Origin of the sequence: Cellulosimicrobium sp. MI9406 (assembly GCF_040595865.1) — a bacterium.
Classification (GTDB): Bacteria; Actinomycetota; Actinomycetes; order Actinomycetales; family Cellulomonadaceae; genus Cellulosimicrobium; species Cellulosimicrobium funkei.
Genome location: NZ_JALIZI010000002.1, coordinates 103,039 through 123,795 on the forward strand (window position 1 = coordinate 103,039; position 20,757 = coordinate 123,795).

General features: G+C 69.6%; 13 protein-coding genes. 2 read left to right on the forward strand and 11 right to left on the reverse strand.

The genetic code is table 11. The annotated features are described in order from the left end of the window. Window positions 1–186: 186 nt before the first annotated feature. The 7 genes from MT994_RS03580 to MT994_RS03610 form a co-directional block, all read right to left on the reverse strand. Window positions 187–5,523 (reverse strand): GH92 family glycosyl hydrolase, encoded by a 5,337-nt coding sequence (locus MT994_RS03580; RefSeq protein ID WP_354805154.1) that lies wholly within the window; start codon window positions 5,521–5,523, stop codon window positions 187–189. A 214-nt stretch (window positions 5,524–5,737) separates the two neighbouring features. Next, window positions 5,738–6,913 (reverse strand): mannose-6-phosphate isomerase, class I, encoded by a 1,176-nt coding sequence (manA, locus tag MT994_RS03585; RefSeq protein ID WP_354805155.1) that lies wholly within the window; start codon window positions 6,911–6,913, stop codon window positions 5,738–5,740. 1 nt (window position 6,914) lies between these two features. Beyond that, entirely contained in the window at window positions 6,915–8,450 is a 1,536-nt protein-coding gene (locus MT994_RS03590) for a phosphomannomutase/phosphoglucomutase (protein ID WP_354805157.1), read from the reverse strand. After that, window positions 8,443–9,279: a glycosidase gene (locus MT994_RS03595; RefSeq protein WP_354805158.1), complete on the reverse strand. Its 837-nt coding sequence runs from the start codon at window positions 9,277–9,279 to the stop codon at window positions 8,443–8,445. The genes MT994_RS03590 and MT994_RS03595 overlap by 8 nt, the downstream gene beginning before the upstream one ends. A 307-nt stretch (window positions 9,280–9,586) precedes the next feature. Further along, complete coding sequence (locus MT994_RS03600; protein ID WP_257417447.1) at window positions 9,587–10,441, reverse strand: carbohydrate ABC transporter permease; 855 nt, start codon at window positions 10,439–10,441, stop codon at window positions 9,587–9,589. Window positions 10,442–10,497: 56 nt separating this feature from the next. Continuing rightward, window positions 10,498–11,469, reverse strand: a complete 972-nt coding sequence (locus tag MT994_RS03605) for a sugar ABC transporter permease (protein ID WP_257417445.1) — start codon at window positions 11,467–11,469, stop codon at window positions 10,498–10,500. A gap of 24 nt (window positions 11,470–11,493) precedes the next feature. Then, entirely contained in the window at window positions 11,494–12,783 is a 1,290-nt protein-coding gene (locus MT994_RS03610) for a sugar ABC transporter substrate-binding protein (RefSeq protein WP_354805159.1), read from the reverse strand. Window positions 12,784–13,071: 288 nt separating this feature from the next. Between MT994_RS03610 and MT994_RS03615 the strand changes: the two genes are divergently transcribed. Continuing rightward, window positions 13,072–14,187, forward strand: coding sequence for a LacI family DNA-binding transcriptional regulator (locus tag MT994_RS03615; RefSeq protein WP_354805160.1), 1,116 nt, complete (start codon window positions 13,072–13,074; stop codon window positions 14,185–14,187). Between the two features lie 106 nt (window positions 14,188–14,293). Here MT994_RS03615 and MT994_RS03620 read toward each other — a convergent pair whose 3' ends face one another. The 4 genes from MT994_RS03620 to MT994_RS03635 form a co-directional block, all read right to left on the reverse strand. After that, window positions 14,294–16,015, reverse strand: coding sequence for an alpha-glucosidase (locus tag MT994_RS03620; protein WP_257417440.1), 1,722 nt, complete (start codon window positions 16,013–16,015; stop codon window positions 14,294–14,296). A gap of 109 nt (window positions 16,016–16,124) precedes the next feature. After that, a complete protein-coding gene (locus MT994_RS03625; RefSeq protein WP_257417438.1) occupies window positions 16,125–17,048 on the reverse strand; it encodes a carbohydrate ABC transporter permease in 924 nt (307 codons plus the stop codon). Beyond that, entirely contained in the window at window positions 17,035–17,985 is a 951-nt protein-coding gene (locus MT994_RS03630) for a sugar ABC transporter permease (RefSeq protein WP_257417436.1), read from the reverse strand. Before MT994_RS03630 ends, MT994_RS03625 begins: the two co-directional genes overlap by 14 nt. A 69-nt stretch (window positions 17,986–18,054) precedes the next feature. Further along, window positions 18,055–19,350: an extracellular solute-binding protein gene (locus MT994_RS03635; protein ID WP_257417434.1), complete on the reverse strand. Its 1,296-nt coding sequence runs from the start codon at window positions 19,348–19,350 to the stop codon at window positions 18,055–18,057. A 237-nt stretch (window positions 19,351–19,587) separates the two neighbouring features. Between MT994_RS03635 and MT994_RS03640 the strand changes: the two genes are divergently transcribed. After that, window positions 19,588–20,739: an ROK family transcriptional regulator gene (locus tag MT994_RS03640; protein WP_354805162.1), complete on the forward strand. Its 1,152-nt coding sequence runs from the start codon at window positions 19,588–19,590 to the stop codon at window positions 20,737–20,739. The last annotated feature ends 18 nt before the right edge of the window (window positions 20,740–20,757 follow it).

The following is a 20,757-nucleotide window of genomic DNA, read 5'->3' on the forward strand; positions in this document are numbered from 1 at the left end:
CGTGGCGGCTGCCGCGGCGGGAAGTGCCAGGATGGACGCTGCGGACGAGGTGATCGCGAGCGCAACGGTCACCAGACCCGCCGCGCATCGTCGTGCCAAGGGTCGATGTCTCATGCCAGTCTCCTTTGATGACTGCGGTGTAGGGGTCATGCCCCCGCGGGACGAGGGCTCGCAGAACGCGTGGGTTCAGCCGCAGGTCACGGCGGCGTAGTCGGTCTGGATCGACGCCGTCACCTCCTCGTCGCCGGTGCCGCGCGTCGCCTCGACGGTGACGGTGCCGGCCTCGACCGCCGTGGCCCGCGTCGCGAACGACTGGTAGGCGTTGGCGCCCGGCGCGACGGCCGCGACCTCCTTGGTGCCGAACGGCGTGACGAGCCGGATCGCGAGCGGCACGTCCTCGCCGTTCTCGGCGCGGACCGCGACGTACGCCTTGCCGGCGAGGCAGCGGGTGCTCACCGTGACGTCGACGGCGAGCGTCGGCTGGCCCTCGGTCACGGTCACGGGGACCTCGACCACCTGGCTGGTCCAGCCGTCGTCGACCACGACGTACGCGGTGTACGTCCCGGCCGCCGTGTAGGCGTGCGCGCCGGTCACCGCGCCGTCGGCCACCGTGCCGGCCGCGACGTCGGACCCGTCGCCCCACGTGACGGCCGCCCGGAGGTCGGCGCCCTCGCGGCCGCCGGCCACCTGGGCCAGCGCCACGTCCGTGGTCTGCCCGACGGCGAGCGTCACGCCCTCCGCGGCCGTGACCTCGAGCGCGGGGTGCTCGGCGAACGTGCCGTCGTGCGCGACCGCGACCACGTGGATGCGGCCGTCGCGCGAGAGCTCGCCCGGCTGGTCCGGGAGCGTGATGCTCACGGGCCGCTTGCCCTCGGGCAGGGTGATCGGCGCCGTCGCGAAGAACGCGGCCGGGGTTCCGGTCTGCGGGCTGCCGCCGCGGAGGCGGCTGTCCGTCACCGCGACGGGGATGTTGCCGTAGAGAGTCGAGCGTGCGTTGTCTGCCCAGTCGCCGAAGCTCAGGTCGATGGGCTGCGACGAGCCGTCGTCGAATCCGAGCACACCAGTGGCAGGCTGCTTTCCGAGCGTCCCCGTGCCGATCACGGAGAGCTGCTCCGCGTCGGCCGGGACGTCGAGCTCGACGGTCTGCCCGTCGCCGGTCGCGTTGTCCGGCTGCCCGGCGGGGACCGCCGGGACGTCGAACGCGAGGTCCGTGCCCGGCACCGTCGCGCGCTCGCCCTGGACGAAGCCCTTCGCCGCGAGCTGCGCCCGGTCGAAGAACACGCCCTCGCCGTCGCAGTCGCTCACGTTCTTGCCGACGTCGCCGATGCAGACGTTGTCGTACGCGCCGAGCAGCGAGCCCTCGCGGAGCAGCCCGACGGTCACGAGCGAGGTCGCCGAGACCGGGTCCCCCACCGCCGACGTGACGGTGACCGTCACCGGGTAGACGCCGGGAGCGCCCCAGGCGTGGGCGGCGCGCACCGACCAGGCCCCGAAGGACCCGGCGACGAGCGTCGCCTCGCCCGGCTCAGAGCCGTCCCCGAACGTCACCGTGGCGTCGAGGCCCGCGGCGTCACCGTCGACCCCCGTCAGGGTGGCGAAGGTGCCCGAGACCTCGCGGCCCGTGACCGCGTCGCGGTCCGGCGCGGCCGAGAGGGTGAGCTCCTCGGCCCCCGACTCCTTCGGGTCGGCGAGCAGCTCGACCTCGGCGAGCGACAGCGCACCGGAACCCGACGTCGCGGTGACCGTCACCCGGTACCGCGCGAACGCCGTCGGCTCGGCGACCGTGAACGGCCGCGTCTGCAGGGCCCAGCGGAACTGCTCGCCGGACCGCTCGTCGAGCGTCGTCCACGTCTCGCCGTCGTCGGAGCCCTCGAGGGTCCACGCGGACGGCGACGCCGTCCCGCTCGCCCCGGAGGTCAGCGTGTACGACCCGACGGTCGGGCGGATGCCGTTGCCCGCCCACGTGATCGACGGCGTCGTGGTGGCGAACGTCGTGCGCGTGCCGGACGTGTTGTCCGTCAGCGCGGCGGCGCTCGTGGTCGCGTCCCCGTCGGCGACGGTCGTCGTGCCGAGGCCCGCCGTCGTCGCGTCCTGCACCGGCGCCGGGGGCTCGTCGCCCTCGGTGAGCGACGGCGGGGCGTCGTCCTCGCCCGTGCCCCAGTCCGACGGCTCCGGACCCATGACGAAGTCCAGCGTCGCGCCGCCCGAGAGGTCGGCCTGCGAGAGCGACGTCGAGGTGCGCGCCTCGCCGTCCACCGCGAGGGACTGCACGTAGACGTTGTCGACCGAGTTGTTCTCGGCGTTGACGACGAGGTCGCCGTCCGGCAGGTGCACGGTCGCCTTGTCGAACAGCGGCGAACCGACCGCGTACTGGTCCGAGCCGACCTGGAGCGGGTAGAAGCCGAGCGAGGCGAAGATCCACCACGACGACATCTCGCCGTTGTCCTCGTCGCCCGGGTAGCCCTGGCCGATCTCGCTGCCCACGAACAGGCGGCGGGTGACCTCGCGCACCTTCTCCTGGGCCTTCGACGGCGCGCCCGCGGCGTCGAAGAGCCACGGGATGTGGTGCGACACCTGGTTGCTCATGCCCCACTGGCCCATGCGGACGTCGCGCGCCTCGCGCATCTCGTGGATGACCTGTCCGTACCCCCCACTGCGCGTAGCGTCCTCGGAGATCGCGAAGAACTCGTCGAGCTTGTCCTCCAGGCCCTGCTTGCCGCCGTAGAGGTTGGCCAGGCCCTGGCCGTCCTGTGGCGCGTGGAACGCGAAGTTCCAGCCGTTCGTCTCGGTGTAGGCCCCGCCCCAGTCACGCGGGTCGTAGTCCTGCGCGGACGTGTGGAACTGTCCATTCGCCTTCCGCGCCTGAAAGAAGCCAGTGTCCTCGTCGAACAGCTCGACGTAGTGCGTGGCCCGCTCGAGGAAGTACGCGGACTCCTCCCGCAGCGTGTCGCGGCGCTCGTCCGGCGTCGCCGGGTCCTCCGCGAGGGCGGCGGCCATGTTGCCGATGCCGAAGTCGTTGACCAGGCCCTCCAGACCCCACGACACGGACTCGTGCGTGGACTCCGGGGTGAACCCGAGGAACGGCGACGTCTGCAGGCCCTTGCGGCCCACGTGGTCGCCAGGAGGGATCACAGTGGCGTTCTTCAACGCGGCGTCGTACGCCTCGAGCGCGGTGCCCGTCGGGAGCGAGCCCTTGAGGTACGCGTCGGCGAACGCGACGTCAGAGCTCGTGCCCGTCATGCTGTCCAGGTAGCCGGGCGTGGACCAGCGCGCGATCCAGCCGCCGTCGCGGTACTGCTGGACGAACCCGTCGACCAGCTCGGCCGCGAGCTCCGGGTAGAGGAGCGAGTACGCCGGCCAGGCCGTGCGGTACGTGTCCCAGAACCCGTTGTTCACGTAGATCTTGCCGTCGACGACCTTCGCGTTCGTCGTCGTGTCGGTCGCGGAGCCCGTGGTCGCGGAGACCGGGCTCGCGTACCGGTACACCGGCTCCTCGGCCGTGCCCGTGTTCTCGAACTGCGAGTTCGGGTACAGGTTGAGGCGGTAGAGGTTGGAGTACAGCGTGACGAGCTGGTCCTCGCTCGCGCCCTCGACCTCGATGACGCCCAGCCGGTCGTTCCACGCCTGCGCGGCGGCGGCCTTGACCTCCGTGAAGGTCTTGCCCGTCACCTCCAGCTCGAGATTCTTGCGCGCCTGGTCGAGGCTGATGAACGACGTCGCGACGCGCAGCTCGACCGTCTTGTCGGACGACGTGTCGAACGTCGCGAACCGCGCGTCGGCGCGGTTGCCCGCCGCCGTCCCGACCGCCGTCGGACTACGGTCGAAGGTGCCGGCGACGAACATCCGCGTCCGGCCCACAGCCGAGCTCTTCCCCCCGTCGACCCATCCCGTGAGCACACCCGTCGCGCGATCAAGGGCGATCTTCGAGGAGCCGTCCACCTTGTCCACGAGCACGTGGCCCGTGGCACCGGGGTAGCTGAAGCGGAGCACCGCGCCGTGGTCGGTGGGCGTCGCCTCGATCGCGGAGCCGTTGGTGAACGTGACCCCGTAGTAGTCGGGCCGCGCCGTCTCGTCGGCGTGGTCGAACTCGAGGCCGCGCGTCGAGAGCGTGGCCTCGGGCGTCCCGGACGCGGTCGACGGGAGGAACGTCAGCTGGTTGCGGTCGCCGATCCAGGGGCTCGGCTCGTGCGAGATGCCGAAGCCCTGCAGCACGGGCTTGTTGTTGGCGTTGTTGGCCTTGTGGTACTCGTACAGCCAGCTCTGCGACGACGCGTTGGTGTAGGGCACCCAGAAGTTGAACCCGTTGGGCGTCGCCGTCGCCGGGATGTTGTTCCCGCGCGAGAAGCTGCCGGACGCGAGCGTGCCGCGGCGCGTGTCGACGTAGTTGGCGAGGCTCGACCCGTCGATCGTGGCGGGCTCCGCCGTGATCGCGACGTCGTCGAGCCAGCCCGCGAACTTCGTCCCGGCGTGACCGCCCGGGTTGTCGTACCCGAGCAGCACCTGGTCCACGGTCTTGCCCGCGGCGACGTCGCCGAGGTCGACCCGCACCGAGTTCCACTGGTCGGCGTAGAGGATCTTGCCCTCGCCCTGCGCCTGCGCGGTCGCGACCGTCTCGTGCGCGTCGCGCGCGCCGAGGTCGGACAGGTAGGTCCCGTCGGTGAACAGCACGTCCACCGCCGCGTACGTCGACGGGTACTGCAGGTCGTCGAGCAGCTCGGGGAAGATCGTGTAGCTCAGACGCGTGTCCTCGCCGACGACGACGTCCACGTCGTCGTAGAGCACGTTCGTCGCGTAGGTCTCGCCGTCGGCGAGGTGCGAGCCGTCGTACCGCAGCGAGTGCAGGCCGGAGAACCCGACGCCCGCCTTGTTGGTGAAGTTGACGCGCGGGCCCGTGCCGACCTTGGTGTTCATGGGCGCCGCGGAGGGCCCGGCGCTCAGGTCGCCCGAGAGGTCCCACCCGGCGAGCTGGACGATGGAGTCGCCCGAGTTCGCCGTGACGTTGAGACGCAGGTACGTGTACGCCGCCGTGGGCGCCTCGAGCTCGAACGTGCGCGTCTGCTGGCGGTTCGGGAAGTCCTCGTCCGTCCGCCGGTCGAGCGCGGTCCACGTCGTGCCGTCGTTCGAGCCCTCGACCGTCCACGTCTTCGGATCGCGACCGGCGGCGTCGTCGCCCGAGGTCATCGTGTACGCCACGAACGAGACGGGCTCGGCGAACTCGTACCGGACCCAGCCGGTCGACGCGAACGCGAGCCACTTGGTGCCCGAGCTGCCGTCGGCCAGGTTCGCCGCGCCCTCGTTGGGCAGGTTCTGCGCGCTCGCGGTGACGCCCTTCAGCTGCCCGAGGACGCTCCCGGGCAGACCGGCCGTGAACGAGCCGACGTTCGCCTGCCAGGGTGCGCCGTCGCGCTCGGCCACCGTGGTGGGCAGCGCGGCCGGGTCTCCCGACTCGAAGGACGACGAGAAGTCGCCGGGCTCCGCAGCGGCAACTGCCGGTGCGGCACCAACGAGTCCGCCCGTGGTCACGGTCAACGCGAGCGCGAGCGCCGTGCCTAGTGTTTGGCGATACGACGCCCCGTTCGGACGTCTCGTCCCAGCAATCTGTTCGCTTCTCTTCATGATGGCGATCTCCATTGATCTCTGAATGACTAGCTCGGTTACGCGACGACATGGCAAGAGGTCGTGCGTTGTCGGACCCCTCGCGAGCCGTGGCTTCACTCGCCGGCCACGGGCGAGACTGTCAAGCGCGGGCGACCACCGCCGTCCCGTTGCCCGACACAGCCAAGGCACCGTCGATGTGAGGGACGAACACGGCCTCGCCGGGCAGCAGTCGCTGGGCTTCACCCGCGGCAACCTCGATCTCGACCTCGCCCTCGACGCACACGGCGATCCGCGGACCCTCCTCGGGCCCGGGCAAGGTTTCACCAGCTCGTGGCGTGACCACGCGCAGGCCCAGGTTTGCGGCGGGCGCGACGTAGTCCACGATGCCGGGCACTCCACGCGCCGGACGCAGGAAGCCGGTGAGCCGCGGCGTGAAGTCGGTGATCGACAGCAGCTCCGTCACGTCCACGTGCTTCGTCGTCAGGCCGGCGCGCAGGACGTTGTCGGACGCCGCCATCACCTCGATGGCCATGCCACGCAGGTAGGCGTGGAGCGTGCCAGGGGCCGTGTAGAGGGCCTGGCCGGGCTCGAGCCGCTCGTGGTTGAGCAGGAGCGGCGCGAGGAGCCCGGGGTCGCCGGGGAACTGCTGGGCGAGGTCGTGCACGACGGCCAGCTCGGGCCGGGCGCCGACGGCGTCGCGCGCCGTCGCTGCGACGGCCTCCACCCACGGCGCCGCGCTCCCCCGCTGGCCGAGGAGCCATGTGAGCGCACCCCGGTGGGCGTCAGCGCGCTGCTCGCGCAGCAGCACCACGAGGGGATTAAGCGCGGGTACCTCAAGCTCGGCGACGAGCTTCGCCGCCTGCTCCGGCTCCCGGAGCCCGCTGAGGAGCTCGAAGGGCGTCAGGGCGTACACGATCTCCGGCTTGGCGGAGCGGTCCCGGTACGTCCGCGCTGGGTCGGTGCGCGGGACGCCCCGCTCGTCCTCGGCCGCGAAGCCCGCCACGGCCTGGGCGGTCGTCGGGTGCACCTGGATCGACAAGGCGTGCGCGGCCGCCAGGATCTTGGGGAGGAACGGCAGCCGTGGTCCAGTACTTGCCAGCACACGCGGCCCCAGCATCGCCTGGGGCTGGGCCGCGACGAGCTCGTCAAGCGGAGTCTTCCGTCCTCCCCCGTTGGCAACGGCCGGGCCGTCTGGGTGAGCCCCAAGCCACACCTCAGCGATGGGCCGACCGTCGACAGGCCGACCCAGAAGCTGGTGCACGAGCGTCGTGGAACCCCAGGAGTAGCGACGCATCGCGCCCTCAAGGCGGTACATGTCAGACCGTCCCGTCCGTAGAACGTACTGTGGCAGCGCTGTCAGGCTGCGGCGCGTCTACCTGGCCGCTGATCCGCTGGCCGTCCAGCGCACGCAGCACCCGATCCCGCACCATCCGCATGGTCTCCGCATCGACCGCCTCGACGTTGATGCGCAGCAGCGGCTCGGTGTTGGAGGCCCGAACGTTGAGCCACCAAGGATCAGGCGCCGCCCAGCGGGACACGGTGACACCGTCCAGCCGGTCGACCTCAAGGGTCATGGCGCCGAACTCTTCAACGAGCGCGGCGAGCACGGCATCCCGAGCGCGTTCCGGGTCTTCGACCGCTACGTCGACCTCGCCAGAGCGCACGTACGGGTCCAACTCTCCCACCAGCTCGGACAGCGGTCGGTCCTGTTCGGCAAGTGCCGACAGGACATGCATCGCAGCGAGCAACCCGGAATCAGCGCCGAAGAAGTCACGGAAGTAGAAGTGCCCGCTGTGCTCACCCCCAAACACCGCATTCTCGGACGCCATGAGCGCCTTGATGAAGGAGTGGCCCACGCGGGTGCGGACCGTCCGCACCCCGCGCGTGCCCAGAATCTCGGGCACCGCGCGCGACGTGATCGCGTTGTGCAGCACGACCGGCACGCCGCCCTCGCCCCGCACCCGACGTGCCTCGCGGAGCCCGACGAGCGTCGTGAGTACCGCGGGGTCCACCCTCCGACCCCGCTCGTCGACGACGAAGCACCTATCGGCGTCGCCGTCGAACGCGAGCCCGAGGTCCGCACGCCGGCGCACGACCTCCGCCTGGAGAACCGCCGTGTTCGCCGGCACGAGCGGGTTGGCCTCGTGGTGCGGGAACGACCCGTCGAGCTCGAAGAACAGCGGGACGATCCCGAGCGGGAGCGGCGGCAGACCCGCTGCCATCCCCAGCACCGCGGGGACCGTGAGCCCCGCCATGCCGTTGCCTGCGTCGACGACCACGCGCAGACGCCGGCCCCCGGACAGGTCGACGAGTGAGCGCAGGCGCTCCGCGTAGGGGCGCAGGACGTCGACGGTCTCTTGGCCGCCGCGCGGCCCGGCGTCGACGGGATCGCCCGCGAGGAGCTCCTCGGCCCGGTCCCGGACGGCGCGCAGGCCCGTGTCCGTCCCGACCGGGCGTGCCCGGGACAGGCACAGCTTGATCCCGTTGTACCGCGCGGGGTTGTGGCTCGCGGTGAACATCGCCCCGGCGGCGTCCAGATAACCCGAGGCAAAGTAGAGCTCGTCGGTGGAGCACAGGCCGGCGTCCAGGACATGGGCTCCGGCTGCCCGGGCGCCGTCGACGAACGCGGCGACAAGTCCCGGCCCGCTGTCCCGCATGTCGCGTGCGACGACCACACGGGCGACCTCGTCTCCTGCTTCGGGGCGCACGACGACCTCGACGAAAGCGGCTCCCAGGGCCCGGACGACGTCGGGTCCGAGCTCGTCGGGGACAATGCCGCGCACGTCGTACGCCTTGACGACACGGCTCAGGGCGTCGTGGGTCCGACCCGTGCGCGTCTCCGCCTCAGTCATCGTGGCGCTCGAGCTCGGCGACGCCGATCTTGGAGTCGGCCATGCCGTAGAAGACGAACCGGCGCCCCTGGATCTCCTCGATGGCAGTGGGGAACACAACGTTGCCGAGCGTCCCCTCGAGTTCCTCCTCCGTCTCCGGGACGAGCAGCGGCTCAGGCGTCCGGGCCAGGACCCGCCGCGGGTCGATGGGGTCGAGGAGCATCGCGCCCGCGGTGTATCGGGCGCCGTGGGCCAGGGCGAACCCGGAGAAGTCGGCGCCCGTCACGCCGTGGTGCAGGACAAGCCAACCCTCGGGGACGCGCAGGGGCGCCGGGCCGCCGCCGATCTTCGACGACTCGTACGTCATCTCGGGTGCCGCGATCATCGCGGAGTGCTGGACGTATGTGAGCGCGGACAGGTCGCGGGTCGCTGCGTCCAGGTCGACGTAGCCAATCCAGATGGACGGGCGGGCGTCGTCGATCCCTGCCGGGGTACGGGCACCTTCGCCGGGGCGCAGCCAGTCCAGATCCCACATCGGGCGGTGCAGCAGCGCGAGAGCCGGGCGGCCGTCGGGTCCTGGGACCGCCTCGGGGAAGAACACGATGTCCTTGTTGGGGAAGAGGTTGAGGTCGGTGTCGAGCTCGGGCTGGTAGGAGAACCTCAGCGGACCGAGCCGGCGCCACGTCACGGTGTCCTTCGAGACGGCCAGCGCTGGCTTGGGCCCCAGCGGGCCATAGGCGACGTAGGTCATGACGTACAGGCCGAGGGGCTCGACGAACGTGATCCGCGGATCCTCAACGCCCGCGTTCTGCCGCCCGTGCTCCCAGCCCTCGTCGGGGGCCAGGACCACGCCGAGCCGCTCGACGCCCACCGGGACCCCGCCCTCGACAACGACGCGAGCCCGGCCGACGCGCGAGACGTTGCCCGCGGAGACCAGACGCGGATACAGGTATAGCTCACCGTCTGGACCCCAGGCCGTGCCGGGGTTCAGTACGCCCTCGACCTCGAGAGGCTCACCGGGTAGGGGTGACATGATCGTGCCGAGCCGCCGGAGCGTGTAGGGGACGGTCGTGACGGGTCCGGGGTGGTTCACCTGGGTCATTACCTAGCCTTGAGAGGTTGAAGTGTCCGCGGCGCAGGTCGCGTCACACGGGAGGTCAGCCCTTGATGGCCGAGCCGAGGTTTGCGGACGTGAAGTGCCGCTGGAACATCAGGAACAGGACGACGGCGGGGATCGCGAGGACGCAGGCCCCTGCCAGGACGGCGCCCATCGGATTGGCCTGGAACGTGGAGTTTGCTTGGGAGAAGTTGGCGAGGCTCACCGCGAGCGGCTGCATCGTGGCGTCCTTGGTCACTAGGAACGGCCACAGGAACTCGTTCCACGGGCCGATGAAGGTCACGAGCATCGCGGTGAGGATGGCCGGGCGTACGAGCGGCACGGCGATCGACCGCAGGATCCGCAGCTCGCTCGCGCCGTCGATGCGCGCGGCGTCGAACACGTCGCGCGGGATCTGGAGGAAGTACTGGCGAAAGATCAGGACGGCGACCGAGTTGACGGCGAACGGCAGGATCATGCCGAGGTAGTTGTCCGCGAGGTTGAAGTACCGCACGACCATGACGTACAGCGGGATCATGAGCAGCTGGAACGGGATCGCCTGCACGAGGAGCACGAGCGCGAACACGAGGCCCTGACCGCGAAACGACAGCACGGACAGGGCGTACCCGACGAGCAGGCCGAACACGAGCGTGCAGCCCACGACACCCGCCGTCATGATCAGTGAGTTGAGCAGGGATCGCAGCAGGTCGATCGACTCGTTGACGCCGACGAAGTTGTCCAGCGTGAGGTTGCCGGGCAGCGGGAGCAGGCCCAGGACGCTCGTGTCCCGTTCCTTTTGCAACGCCCCGATGATCATGTAGTAGAACGGGACGAGCGCGAGGAGCGCACCGACCAGCAGCACGACGAAACGCAGCGCCGGCAGGACCCGCCTCTTGCGACGCGCACCTGGCTGCATGGCGCCGCGCGGACGGTGGCCTGCGTCCCGCGGTGTGGGCGGTGAGGTGGTGACCATCAGCCCTTCCTCTCCGTGAGTCGGCGCGAGACGAGCGAGAGGATCATCACCGCGATGACGAGGATCATGCCGATCGCCGCCGCGATGTCCGGCTGACCCTGCTGGATGCCCTTCTGATACATGAGAAGTGCAGGCGTCATCGACGCCCCGTTCGGCCCGCCGCCGGTCAGGAGGTACGGCTCGGTGAAGATCTGCCCGGTCGTGATGATGCAGAGCAGCACCACCAGGGACGTCACCGGACGGACCGCTGGCAGGGTCACGGTGCGGAACCGCTGCCATGCCCCGGCACCGTCCATCTCGGCCGCCTCGTGGAGTTCTTTCGGCACGTTCTGCAGTGCCGCGAGATACAGGAGCACGTAGAACCCCAAGTTCTTCCACGTCACGTAGACCGCGATGAGCGGCATGATCAGTCCCTGATTCGCAAGCCAGGTCGGGTCAGGTGCCAGGCTGCCGAGCAGCTGGTTGACGACCCCGCCGCCGTTGAACATGAAGATCCACACCGCGAGCGTCGCGACCGACGCGGTCACGTACGGGATGTAGTACGAGACCCGGAAGAAGCCCTTCCAGTGCACGACGGCGTCAAGGCCCGACGAAAGCAGGAGCCCGAGCACGACCGTGAGAGGGATGTTGATCAGGCCGAAGACGAGCAGGTTGCCGAAGGCCTGCCGCACGGCGGGGTCCGCAAGGACCTGCTGGAAGTTGTCGAGCCCGACGAAGGGGTGCGGGACGTGCACTCCGGGTGCGGTGAAGAAGAAGTCGTGGAACGACATCCACACCCCGAACCCGAACGGCACGAGGAACACGATGACGACGAACGCCGTGTACGGGGTGCTGAGAAGGAGCCCGAGGGGGTGCTCCCCCAGCCAGCGCTGCAGGCGACGCCCTCGGGGCCGCGCGCTGCCCGGGCGCGGGCCACGGTTGCCCGTGGCCCGCGCGGACGACCGCACGTCCTCGTCGTGGAGGGTGGTCATGAGTTCTTCACCTCGTCGTTCTGGTCAGCCCAGGCCGTCGATGGTGCTCGCGGCCTCGCCGAACGTGGTCTGAAGGTCACCAGACCCCGACTGCACCGACCCGCTCCACGCGTCGCGGAAGACCTGCATCTTCTCGGCGAGCCCGTCCACCGTGGGGACGTCCACCGCGAGCGGCACGGCTGCGGCGAAGGGCTCGAAGAAGGCGTTCTCGGCCAGGAAGTCTGCGGCGAGCTCAGGCACGTCGGTGCGGGTCGGGAACTGGCCCGTGCCCTCGAGGAGCGCGAGGTCGTTCTCGTCGTTCGTCGCGAACTTCAGGAAGTCCCACGCGGTCTGCTGGTTCTCGCACGACGAGTACAGGCCGACGTTCTTCGAGTCCGCGAACGTGGACGTCTCCTCGGCCGCGGTACCGGCTGCCGTGGGCAGCGGGACGACACCGTAGTTCACCTTGCCGTCGAACTGCGCCTTGCCCCAGGGGCCGGCGACACCCATGGCGGCAACGCCGTCGGCGAACGGGCCGGCCCACATGTCACCGCTGTACGCCTCCGCCGAGGAGAAGCCGTCGGCGTAGAGGGTCTGCCAGAAGGCGAGCGTCTCGAGGCCCTCGTCGCTCGTGAACGTCGCCTTCCCGTCCTCGATGAACTGCGTGCCACCGGAGTTGGCGAGGAAGAAGGGGTAGAAGTCGAAGTTGACGTTCGTGTAGTCCGCGGTCGCGGGCGGGTAGATCGCGAAGTCCGCGGCCCCGGCGTCCTTGATCGCCTGCGCTGCGGCGAGCACGTCGTCGTACGTCTCGAGCTGTGGGTCCTCGGCGTCGAGGCCGGCGACCGCGAACACGTCCTTGTTGTAGTACAGCATGAAGGGGTTCGTCTTCCAGGGGAGCTGGTACAGGTCCCCGTCAGCGCTGCGGAACCCGTCGGCCGCGGCGCCCGAACGACCCGTGATGTAGTCCTCCGCGTCGTCGAACGTCGTCGACAGGTTCACCAGGCCACCCTGCTTCTGGAACGCGGGCACGGCCGCGGGGGCGGTGTTGAACACCAGGCACGGCGTGTTCCCCGCCGTGATCGAGGCGGCGATGACGTCCTCGGACGAGCTCCCCGCGGGGATCGCCTGCGCGGACACCTTCTCGTCCGGGTGCTCGGCGTTCCACGCCTCGACCACCTGCTCGCCCCACGCGATCTCCTGCTCGTTGGTCGAGTACCAGATGTCGATCGGCCCGCTCGCGAGGTCTCCGCCACCGTCGGCAGATCCACCGTCGTCGCCCGACCCGCACGCTGCGAGCGGCAGCACCACCGCGGCCGTCGCTGCCAGCGCTGTCATCCTTGCGCCACGCCTCATCGCGTCAAACTCCTCATCCGGGCACCCATGCCCGCTCGGTTCCAGAGCCTGCTCGTGGTCCCCTGCACCGCGGCTCATCGGTCAGTCCGTCGGTGCCGCCCCCCTGGACGGCACCGACAGTATTATTAAACCGGTTTGAGCGGTCCGCGGTCAAGTACGGTCTCCACGGCCCCCCCTGGAACCTCATCACGCACGCAACGCTCGCCCGGCAGGCTGGGCAAAGGAGAACTCGAACTAAACTGCACCTAAACTCTGCGCTACGCTGGCGCAGTGAGCGCAACGAAGCAAGGCGTGCCGTCGTCCGGTCCAGCCAGGCGGGGGGCGAGCAGGGCTATCGACGCCCCGGGCCATCGCCGACGGGTGACCATCGGCGACGTGGCTGATCGAGCGGGTGTCTCGAAGAGCCTGGTGTCCTTCGTGTTCAACGACCGCCCAGGAGTCTCCGTCGCGACGAGGGAACGAATCCTGCAAGCTGCGAAGGACCTCGGATGGCAACCGAGCGCTCGAGCTCGTGCTCTGTCACGCAACAAGACCCAGGCGGTCGGTCTGGTGATACGACGCGAACCAGAGCTCCTCAGCACGGATCCCTTCTTTCCGCAGTTCCTCGCCGGGGTCGAGACCGGCCTTGCTCAGCACGACTACGCTCTCGTCTTGCAGGTCGTCGGAGACCCTGCCACTGAGCGCGCGGCCTATGAGCGGTTCGCACGGGAATCGCGTGTCGACGGCGTCTTCCTCACTGATGTCCGCGTTGCGGACGACCGGCACCAACTCGTCGCGAGCCTCGGACTGTCCAGCGTCGTCGTCGCCCCCACCTCAGCGTCGCCTGACACCGACGCGGCCGTGGTCGGCATGGACGACGCGACCGGCGTGCGTCGTGCGGTTCACCACCTCCATGCCCTCGGACATCGCCGCATCGGACATGTCATGGGAGCGGCCGGATACGTCCACACGGAGGCACGCAAGCAGGCGTGGACCAACACACTCGACGAGCTCGGCATCCGTGACAGAGCGATCGCGACAGCCGACTTCACCGGCGGATCCGGGACCCGCGCGACACACGAGCTGCTCGACCTTCCCAGACCACCCAGCGCCATCATCTATGGCAACGACCTCATGGCGATCGCTGGGATCTCAGCCGCGACCGACCGCGGCATTCGCGTCCCCGAGGACCTCTCCGTCGTGGGATTCGACGACATTCCCCTCGCGCCCTACATCGTGCCGCCTCTGACTACGATCCGTCAGGACGTGATCGCGTGGGGTGCCGCAGCGGCCGAGACGCTCGTCGCCGCAGTCGAGGGACGCGAACGTCCTGCGCTCTCCCTCCCACCGGTTGATTTCGTCGTGCGTGGAAGTACGGGGCGAGCTCGCAGCCAACCAAAGCGCTGAGCGATGCAGTTGCAGTCGGCACCACCGTACCGACGGCTTCACCCCTCGCGATGAAGATCTGGTTCTTCTCCTTCACCCCGGCTGGAGGGCGTCGTCCGCCGTGAGCTCAGCGCGGGGCCGTGATGTAGACCCTGGCTTCCCAGGGTCGGAGCGTGAGCTGTTCCTCGCTGGCCGCTGCGTTGCTCAAGAGCAGGTCGTACGCCTCGACGTCGAGCTCGATGTCGATCGCCTCGCCGGCAAGGTTCGCGACGACGAGCAGCGTGGTGTCCTCGTGGCGGCGCTGGTAGGCGTACACGGTGGGGTGGTCGGCCAGGAGCATGGTGAAGTCGCCGTGGGCGACGACGGGCAGGGTGTGGCGCAGCTCGATGAGGCGGCGGTAGTGGTGGTAGATCGATGTCGGGTCGTCGTGCTGGGCGGCGGCGTTGAGCCACGTGTGGTTCGGGTTGACGTCGATCCATGGGGTTCCGGTGGTGAAGCCGGCTTGCGGGCTGTTGTCCCACTGCACGGGGGTGCGCGCGTTGTCGCGGCCGATGTGGCGGATGGCTGCCAAGACCTTCTCGGGGTCCTGGCCGGCGGCGATGGCTTCGCGGTAGTGGTTGAGCGACTCGACGTCACGTAGCGCGTCGACGCCGGCGAAAGGCACGTTGGTCATGCCGATCTCTTCGCCCTGGTAAACGTAGGGGGTGCCGCGGTGCAGGTGCAGCACAGTGGCCAGCGCAGTGGCGGACTCACGCCAGTGCAGGCCGTCGTCGCCGAACCGGGAGACACTGCGCGGCTGATCGTGGTTGCCGAGGTAGAGGCTGTTCCAACCGGTCGTGCCGAGCTCGCGCTGCCAGCGCCCGAGGGACGCCTTGAGGTCGGAGATCTGCAGCGGGCGGGGGTCGAACTTGCCGCCAGGCCCGTGGTCGAGGTTGACGTGCTCGAACTGGAAGACCATGTCAAGTTCGTGCCGGGCGGGGTCGGTGAAGAGGACTGCGTCCTGCCAGGTGACGCCGGGCATCTCGCCGACGGTGAGGTGCTCGCCGTCGCGGCCGTCGAAGACCTCGCGGTGCATCTCTTGCATGAATTCGTGGATGCGGGGCCCGTTGGCGTAGTGGGGGAAGCCGTTGCCGAGGCCTGAGGCGCCGGGTGCGCCGTCGGGCAGTGCGGTGTCCTTGGAGATGAGGTTGATGACGTCCATGCGGAAACCGTCGACGCCGCGGTCCAGCCACCAGCGCATCATCGTGTAGACGGCTTGGCGGACCTCGGGGTTCTCCCAGTTGAGGTCGGGCTGCTTGGGGTCGAACAGGTGCAGGTAGTACTCGCCGGTGGCCTCGTCGAGGGTCCAGGTCGGGCCGGAGAAGAAGGACTCCCAGTTCGTCGGTTCGGCGCCCGGGTCGCCGGGTGCGAAGCCGTCACGGGCGGGGCGCCACCAGTACCAGTCGCGTTTGGGATTGTCGGCGCTGGAGCTGGACTCTACGAACCAGGGGTGCTCGTCGCTGGTGTGGTTGACGACGAGGTCCATGACGAGCTTCATGCCGCGCTCGTGCACGTCGGCGAGGAGGGCGTCGAAGTCGGCGAGGGTGCCGAAGGCGGGATCGATATCCTGGTAGTCGGCGATGTCGTAGCCGTTGTCGGCGTGCGGGGAGCGGTAGATCGGGGACAGCCAGATGACGTCGATGCCCAGGCGCTGCAGGTGGTCCAGGCGCGAGCGGATGCCCGGGAGGTCGCCGATGCCGTCGCCGTTGGAGTCGGCGAAGGACCGGGGGTAGATCTGGTAGACGACGGCGCTCTTCCACCACTGGGGGTCGGTCGTGGTCGTGGCGTGGTCGGGCTGGGTGAGCGTCATGGTGCTGTCCTTCGTGGTGGGTCGGCGCAGGCCCGGGGTCGACTAGGCTCGCGCGAGGTCCTGGCCCGGTGCCGGGGGCGCGGTCACCGGGCCAGGAGGCGGTGGGGTGCTACTTCACGGCGCCGAGGTTGACGCCTCGCATGAGGGTGCGCTGGAAGATGAGGAAGAAGACCAGGGCGGGCAGGATGCCGGCGAGCGAAGCTGCCGCCAGGGCCGTGGGGTCGGAGGTGTACTGGCCCGAGAGCGCGCCGAGGGAGACCGAGACGGTCTGGTTCTTCGCCGACGGGAGCAGGATCAGGGGCAGGAAGAAGTCGTTCCACGTCCAGATGAAGAAGAACGTGACGAGCACCGACAGCGTGGGCCGGGTCAGGGGGAACACGATCCGGCCCAGGATCTGGCGCCGGCTCGCGCCGTCCAGGCGTGCGGCCTCGAGCACCTCCTGGGGGAACGCGCCCAGGACGGAGGAGAGCATGTAGGTCCCAAACGCGCTCTGCAGGACGGCGAGGATGATGATGACGCCAGCCAGGGTGTCGTAGAGCCCGAGGTCACGGGTCAGGACGAACAGGGGGTAGACAAGCGCCTCCTGCGGGATGGTGAACGCGACCATGAACACCGCGAGGATCCACACGCGGCCCTTGATCCGTCCGATGCCGATCGCGAACGCGCTGAGCAGCGAGAGCACCGCGGCGATGAGTGCGACGCTGCCGGAGATGACGACGCTGTTGAGGAGCTTGCGGTTGAAGTCGACGCCGCGCCAGAAGTCGACAAGCGCGGAGAAGTCGAGCTCGCTGGGCAGCGAGACCGGTCCGTCCTGGATGTACTCGGCGGCGGGCTTGAACCCGTTGATGAGCGCGATCCAGAACGGGAAGATCATCAGCAGCGCCGCGACCGAGACCACGACGAGCACGATCCAGCCGCTGACACGGCGTCGGGAGCGCGATCCGCCGCGGGTGCGCAGGGGCGCGGCGGGTGCCGGGCTGACGTCGCCGGTGGTCGGGGCGATGGCGCCGCGAGCGAGGTTATCGACCGTCATCGTCGAACCCTTCTGTGGTCCGGGTCTGGTAGCGCAGGAGCGCGATCGCGATGATCGTCACGAGAAGTGCAAGGACGGTGGCGACCGCGGCGCCGTACCCGACGCGCGTGGTGGTGAAGAAGTTGGAGAACGAGAAGTACGCGGGCACGATCGTGCTCGTGCCAGGCCCGCCCTTGGTGAGTACGTAGATGGGGGCGAAGACCTTGAGCGCGGCGACGGACGTCGTGATGAGCACGACGGCGATCTCGGGCCGCAGCTGGACGAGGGTGATCATGCGGAACCGCTGCCACCATCCGGCGCCGTCGAGCTCAGCGGCCTCGTGCAGGGCCGGGTCGACGCGGGACAGGCCGGCCATGAACAGCACGACCGTGTAGCCGATCTGGAGCCAGATCAGCACGTTCATCACCGAGTAGATGGCCAGGTCGGAGTCGCCGAGCCAGTTCTGGCGCAGCCCGTCGAGGCCGACGGCACTGAGCAGGGTGTTGATGATCCCGTACTCGGGCTGGTACATCCACTTCCACAGCACGCCGGCGACCGCGATCGGCAGGATCTGGGGCAGGTAGAAGAGGGAACGCAGCAGGCTCGAGGTGCGGGTGCCGAACCGGGGGGCGATGAAGTCGAAGAGGACGGCGGCCACGACGACACCGATCGCGGTGGGGATCACGGCCATCGCGACGATGAAGAATGCGCTGTTGCGGAACGAGGTCCAGAACGTCACGTCGCCCAGGAGCTGGGTGTAGTTGTCGAGCCCGACGAACTGCGGGTCGCCTACCCCGCTCCAGGTGGTGAGGCTGTAGAAGATGTTCATCGCGAACGGGACGAGCACCACCGCCAGGAAGCCGAGCGCTCCCGGGACGATGTACCACCAGTACCCGGCGGGGCGTTCCGTGCCCAGAAAGCGACGGCGGCGTGTGGGTGCGCCGGTCAGAGAGGTCATGGTCGAGTCCTTCGTGCGTGCGGCGGCGCGAGCCGGGCTCGCGCCACCGCACCCTTGTGATGGACCGGGTCAGCCCTGCGGCTTGCCGGCGTCGTACGCGGCCTGGATGTTCGACGCCGCCTGGGCGGGGTCGACGTTGCCCTGGACCAGGTCCGAGGTCTGGGCGATGAGGACGTCGTTGAGGCCCGCGACCGGCCAGTCGGGGTACCAGGCCAGCTGACCGCCCTCACCAGAGAGCAGCTCGGTGAAGCGCGACGTGATGAGCTCGCCGACGGGCTCGGTCACCCCACCCTCCTCGGCCCCGACCGGGACGCCACCGAGGTTGCCGAGCTCGTTCTGCACCTCAGGCCGCTGGGTGATCTCGATGAAGTCGTAGGCGAGCTCCTTGTTCTTCGCCTTCTCGGGCACGACCCACAGGTTCCCGCCCGAGCCCGGGTGCAGGTCGTTGCCCGGGAACAGGACCTGGTCCCAGGCGAAGTCGGAGATGTCGGTCGTGAAGCTGCCCGCCCACCATGTGCCGGAGTAGAACAGCGGGTACTTGCCCGCGACGAAGGCGTTGCCGGAGTCCTGGGCTGGGATCCCAGTGGAGTCGGTGCTGATGTAGCCCTTGTCGACCCACTCCGTGAGCGTCGTCGCGGCCTTCTCCCACGCCGACCAGTCCGGCTCGCCGGTGAACTGCTGGTAGGCGGCCAGGGAGTCGGAGTCCATGTGCGCCAGCGCCAGGGCGTACAGCAGGTGCGGGCCCGGGTAGTCCGCCGAACCGAGGGCGAGCGGGGTGACGCCGTTGCCCACGAACGTCTGCATCACGGCCTCGAGCTCTTCGAGCGTCTCGGGCGTGGCGAGGTCGTACTGGGCGAGCATGTCGGTGTTGAGGAACAGGCCCACGTACTCGCCGTAGTTCGTCACCCCGTACCGCTGCCCCGAGCCCATGATCCCGTTCTCGTACAGGCCGACGTCCTGCGCGGTGTTGTCCAGGTCCCACCCGCGCTCGGAGGCGACGTCGGTGAGGTCGGTGAGCAGGCCGGCCTTGGACACCACGCCCGCGGTCGCGTTGCCCTTGAGGTACTCCAGCACGTCCGGGGCGTCGTTGGAGTCCAGGATGAGCTGCCCGGACTGCTGCATCTGTTCGTACGTCTTGAGCTCGAACTGCACCTCGACGTCCGGATGCTCCTCCTCGAAGATGTCGATCGCCGTGTTCCAGGCCGCCGACAGCGCGGAGTCGTCGTTCTCCCACCACCAGACCTTCAGGGTCTTGCCGTCCTCGGCCGCTCCACCGCCACCGCCACCGTCGCCGCCCGAGCAGGCCGCCAGGCCCAGCGCGAGAACGAGCGAGCCGGCAGCCAGCACCGCCGTGTGCTTACGCATTCCACTTCCTCCTGAGTCGACGACGTCGTCGCCTTGTGCCTCGGGCCCGACCGCGTCCTCGACGACGCCCGGGTGCCCCACGATCCGAGACGAAGGTTTTCTTCGTGCCAACATTAACCACGAGCCCGCCCGGGCGCGTCAAGTCGCAGGAAGTCACGGTTCTGTCACGGAAGGGGGTTGCGCCGCAGTTTCGCGACGGTACTATCTCTGTGTTGACCGACTCACTGAGGAGCGCAGGTGCTCGACACTGCATCACCCTGGACGCCGCTGTCCTCTACCTCGCGCCGCGTGGCGCTCGAGGTGCTGCTGCACGGCCCGCTGGCGCGCACCGAGCTGGCGCGGCGCCTGGACCTGTCCACCCCGAGCCTGACGCGAATCACCAAACCGCTGCTGGACGCCGGCGTGTTGCACGAGGTGCACGAGCCGGCCCCGCGCGGCGGGGGCCGCCCCCTGCAGCCGCTGGACGTCGACCCGGACCTGCAGCAGTTCGTCGGGATCAAGCTCACGGGCTTTCGCGCCTACGGCGTACTGACCAACCTGCGCGCGGACATCCTGACCACCAGCGTCCGGGAGATCACCGCCCAGGACCCACAGTCCGTCATCGACGTCCTCGACGCGCTGGTCAGCGACCTGAGCGGTCACAGCGCCCCGGCCGCGGTCGGTGTCGGGCTAGGCGGAGCGGTCCGCGACTTCACGCTCGTGCAGCGCGCCCCGTTCCTGCACTGGCACGGCGTCGACCTCGGACGGCTCCTGGCCGAGCGCACCGGGCTGCCGGTGGCGATCGCCAACGACCTGGACGCGCTCATGGAGGCCGAGCACTGGTTCGGGGACGGACGCGACGTGCACAGCTTCGCCGCCCTGACCATCGGCGCCGGGGTCGGCGGTGGCCTTGTCATCCACGACCGCCTGGTCACCGGCCCCGACTCCGGGATCGGCCTGCTCGGCCACTTCCCGCTCGACCCCCTGGGACCGTCCTGCCCCGAGGGCCACCGCGGCTGCGCGGACGCGATGCTGTCCACCGAGGCCATCCACACCCAGGCCGCCATGGTCCTGGGCCGCGCCGTGACCTACGACGAGGTGCTCGATCTCGCCGCCGCGGGCGACCCGTTGGCCGACCAGATCGTCGGGCGCTCCGCCCACGCTTTCGGCACGCTGATCGCGGCCGTGGCGAACATCGCCCAGCCCGAGCGCATCCTGCTCACCGGCGAGGGCATCCGCCTGGCGCACGTCGCCCAGCACCGGCTGCGCGCCGGCATCGCCCAGGCACGCCAGCCCGAGGCCTCACCCCTGGACCTGCGCATCCTCGACGACGACCCCACGCTGTGGGCCCGCGGCGCCGCGGCCGTCGCCATCCAGCGCACCGTCCTGTCCGACCTGCCCCGACACTGACCCCAACCCCGCAGCACC